The sequence below is a fragment of the Streptomyces sp. NPDC127108 genome (genome assembly GCF_042677545.1).
In the GTDB taxonomy this organism is placed as follows: Bacteria; Actinomycetota; Actinomycetes; order Streptomycetales; family Streptomycetaceae; genus Streptomyces.
Genome location: NZ_JBHXTE010000102.1, coordinates 1 through 3474 on the forward strand (window position 1 = coordinate 1; position 3474 = coordinate 3474).

Here is a 3474-nt window from a genome sequence, read left to right on the forward strand (position 1 = left end):
AAGAGACAGCTGGGGGGCCACCCTCCCGGGAGGGTGGCCCCACAGTCGTACCAACGGGACACATCAACGGCGCACGCGGCAGGCGGCCGCGCCGGGCTCACGCGGCGGGCTGCGCCAGCCAGTCCGGCAGGGCCTCGTACCCGTCCCGCCCGAGGGCCAGCAGCATCGCGTCCGCCGGGGTCGGCTCGAAGGGCTCCCGGAGCAGCGGCATCCCGGCCTGCTCCGGGGTGCGGTCCGCCTTGCGGTGGTTGTCCACCGCGCACGAAGCCACCGTGTTCATCCAGGAGTCCGCACCCCCCTGGGAACGCGGCACCACGTGGTCCACGGTCGTCGCGCGCCTGCCGCAGTACGCGCACCGGTGCTGGTCCCGCACCAGGACTCCCCGCCGCGACCAGGGAGCCCGTCTTCGGAAGGGCACCCGTACATACCTGCACAACCTGATCACCCGCGGCACCGGAAGCTCGACGGCGGCAGCGCGCACACGCAGCGCGGGGTGGGCCTGCTCGACAACGGCCTTGTCCTGCAGCACCAGCACGACGGCACGATTCAGCGTCACCGTCGAAAGCGGTTCGAAGCTCGCGTTCAGCACCAGCGTGTCCCGCATCTCGCCCACCTCCCGTGTGCACCGGCCCACCCCCTGGCGGGCTTGGATCAACTCTGGCCGGGCACGCCGGGTAGGACAACGCAATAAAAGATGCCCGCCCCTGATCACTTCCAAGACCAGGGGCGGGCAAACGTTCAATGAACGCTGAGCTGATGTGAGCGCGGACGGTTCACGCTGGGCAGCGATTAACCATCGGCGACCGTCGCGTGACTAACTGTCGGCGACCGCCGCGTACTCCGCGACCACGGAAGCGCGGGCCAGCGTGTGGAACCGCAGGTTGAAGCCGACGACGGCGGGTGAAGCGTCCGAGTCGGGGCCGAGCTTCTCCTGGTCGACCGCGTACACGGTGAACACATAACGGTGCGCCGGGTCACCGGGCGGCGGGGCGGCGCCACCGAAGTCCTTCGTCCCGTAGTCGTTGCGCACCTGCACCGCGCCCTCCGGGAGGCCTTCGAACTTGCCGCTGCCCGCGCCGACGGGCAGCTCCGTCACCGAGGCCGGGATGTCGAACACCGACCAGTGCCAGAACCCGCTCCCCGTCGGGGCGTCCGGGTCGAAGCAGGTCACGGCGAAGCTCTTCGTCTCCGGCGGGAAGCCCTCCCACCGAAGGTGCGGCGAGGTGTTCCCAGCCGCGTAGACCTGGGCGTCCTTGAGCACCGCGCCCGGCTCGAAGTCCGCGCTCGCGACCGTGAACGACGGCACGGGCGGGTGGAAGTCATGGGGCAGCGGCGGCCTCTTGACCTCGGTCACGTAGGCACCTCCTGATCGGTTCCGGTTCGGTCCAGTACGGCGATCGCTCGCCGTCGACGAGCCTAGAACCAGTTGCGCTTGCTGCCGACGTGGGACAGCCACTCGTTGAGGTACGCCGCCCAGTCCGTGCCCTGGAAGTCGTTCAGTCCGACCTTGAAGGACTTGTACGAGTCGCTGCCCTCGCTGAACAGACCCGGCTTCTTGTCCATCTCCAGGACGACGTCCATCTCGCGGTCGTCTGAGACGAAGGTCAGCTCGACCTGGTTCAGGCCCCGGTACTGCTCCGGCGGGAAGAACTCGATCTCCTGGTAGAACGGCAGCTTCTGGCGGGTGCCGCGGATGTGGCCGCGCTCCATGTCCGCGCTCTTGAAGCGGAAGCCGAGCTGGCCGAAGGCGTCGAGGATCGCCTGCTGCGCCGGCAGCGGGTGCACGTTCACCGGGTCCAGGTCACCGGAGTCGACGGCACGGGCGATCTCCAGCTCCGTGGTCACCCCGATGTTCATGCCGTGCAGCTGACGGCCCGCGAAATGGGTGATGGGCGTCTCCCAGGGGATGTCGAGCCCGAACGGCACCGCGTGCACCGCGTTCGCCTTCAGCTCGAAGGCACCGCCGAGCCGCTGCTTGGTGAACTCGATGTCCTGCTTGACCTCCTGGTCGTTCCCCTCGACCTCGACGCGCGCCTGCAGGCCCACGGACAGCGCCTCGATCTGCTGGTCGACGTTCCCGCCCTGGATGCGCACCTCGCCCTGGACGACACCGCCCGGCACGACGTTGGCCTCGGTCAGCACCGTCTCGACGGAGGCCCCACCGGCACCCAGACTCGCCAGCAGCTTCTTGAACCCCATGACTCTCCTCCCCAGGCCCCGCCTGTGGTGTTGACTGGATCGATTGATCGTCGACCTTCGACTACGTACAAACGCAAACGGCTCGCGCGCGGTTCCGCACCCGTGCCTCGCGCCACACCCTCCCTGCGCGACGGCTCCAGGGCCACCCTCCACGCCAAACCCGTACACGTTCGGTGCACTACGCTCCTACGGCATGATCGCGGCCCCCGACCGTACGCCCCTGCCCCGGCACTTCTTCGACCGCCCCGTCCTGGAGGTGGCGCCGGACCTGCTCGGCCGCGTCCTGGTGCGTGACACCCCGGACGGTCCGATCGAGCTGCGCCTCACGGAGGTGGAGGCCTACGCGGGCGAGGCGGACCCCGGCTCCCACGCCTATCGCGGCCGCACGGCCCGCAACGGCGTGATGTTCGGCCCGCCCGGGCACGCGTACGTCTACTTCACCTACGGCATGTGGCACTGCCTCAACCTGGTGTGCGGTCCCGAGGGGATGGCGAGCGGAGTCCTGCTGCGGGCCGGCGAGATCACCGAGGGCGCGGAACTCGCCCGGGTACGTCGACTCTCGGCCCGAAACGACAAGGAACTGGCCAAAGGCCCCGCACGCCTGGCCACCGCCCTCGACGTGGACCGACGCCTCGACGGCACCGACGTCTGCGCGGGGCCCGGCGCCCCTCTGCGTGTCCTCACCGGCACCCCTATAGATCCCGACCAGGTCAGGAACGGCCCGCGCACCGGAGTCGGCGGCGAGGGAAGCGTGCACCCCTGGCGCTTCTGGACGGCCAACGACCCTACGGTGAGCCCTTATCGGGCTCATACACCTCGACGCCCCAGAACTTGACGCGGCGTTGGTGGTTCCGTAATGTAGCCCGAGCCGCTTGACCCGGGTACGGCATTCAGCCAGCAGCCGGAAGCGGCCAACCACTACCTACGACTTCCCTTCAGCGGGGTCCCGTTTCGCATGTCCGCATGCCGAAATTCGAATCCGCGAAGCTCGATTATGAGTTACCAGGGAAATCCGCTAACGTAGTGAACACGCCGAAAGGCAAGGCCCTCCAACGGCCATCGGAAATGAAATCCGAACCGGGAACGGAACGGAAAACGGATCTGGTAAGGTTGGAAACACGAAATACCGAAGGGAAGCGCCCGGAGGAAAGCCCCAGAGAATGTTCTGCGGGTGAGTACGAAGGAAGCGTCCGTTCCTTGAGAACTCAACAGCGTGCCAAAAGTCAACGCCAGATATGTTGATACCCCGTCTACTGGACATCATGTCCGGTGGCG

General features: G+C 67.8%; 4 protein-coding genes. 1 reads left to right on the forward strand and 3 read right to left on the reverse strand.

Annotated features, from left to right (window positions below; translation table 11 throughout):
• Positions 1-97 precede the first annotated feature (97 nt).
• The 3 genes from ACFVHO_RS40455 to ACFVHO_RS40465 form a co-directional block, all read right to left on the reverse strand.
• Positions 98-604 carry an HNH endonuclease gene (locus ACFVHO_RS40455; RefSeq protein WP_385725540.1) on the reverse strand — a complete coding sequence of 169 codons (507 nt, stop codon included), beginning with the start codon at positions 602-604 and terminating at the stop codon, positions 98-100.
• 210 nt (positions 605-814) lie between these two features.
• Positions 815-1354, reverse strand: coding sequence for a YbhB/YbcL family Raf kinase inhibitor-like protein (locus ACFVHO_RS40460; protein ID WP_385725541.1), 540 nt, complete (start codon positions 1352-1354; stop codon positions 815-817).
• A 62-nt stretch (positions 1355-1416) separates the two neighbouring features.
• Complete coding sequence (locus ACFVHO_RS40465; protein ID WP_385725542.1) at positions 1417-2199, reverse strand: sporulation protein; 783 nt, start codon at positions 2197-2199, stop codon at positions 1417-1419.
• Between the two features lie 193 nt (positions 2200-2392).
• Here ACFVHO_RS40465 and ACFVHO_RS40470 point away from each other — a divergent pair, with 193 nt between their 5' ends.
• Complete coding sequence (locus tag ACFVHO_RS40470) at positions 2393-3034, forward strand: DNA-3-methyladenine glycosylase (RefSeq protein WP_385725543.1); 642 nt, start codon at positions 2393-2395, stop codon at positions 3032-3034.
• Positions 3035-3474: the final 440 nt, after the last annotated feature.

Bases quoted from the DNA above. Each gene is read 5' to 3' on its own strand.
- ACFVHO_RS40465 (WP_385725542.1), bottom strand. From the start codon at position 2,199: ATGGGGTTCAAGAAGCTGCTGGCGAGTCTGGGTGCCGGTGGGGCCTCC.
- ACFVHO_RS40455 (WP_385725540.1), bottom strand. From the start codon at position 604: ATGCGGGACACGCTGGTGCTGAACGCGAGCTTCGAACCGCTTTCGACG.
- ACFVHO_RS40470 (WP_385725543.1), top strand. From the start codon at position 2,393: ATGATCGCGGCCCCCGACCGTACGCCCCTGCCCCGGCACTTCTTCGAC.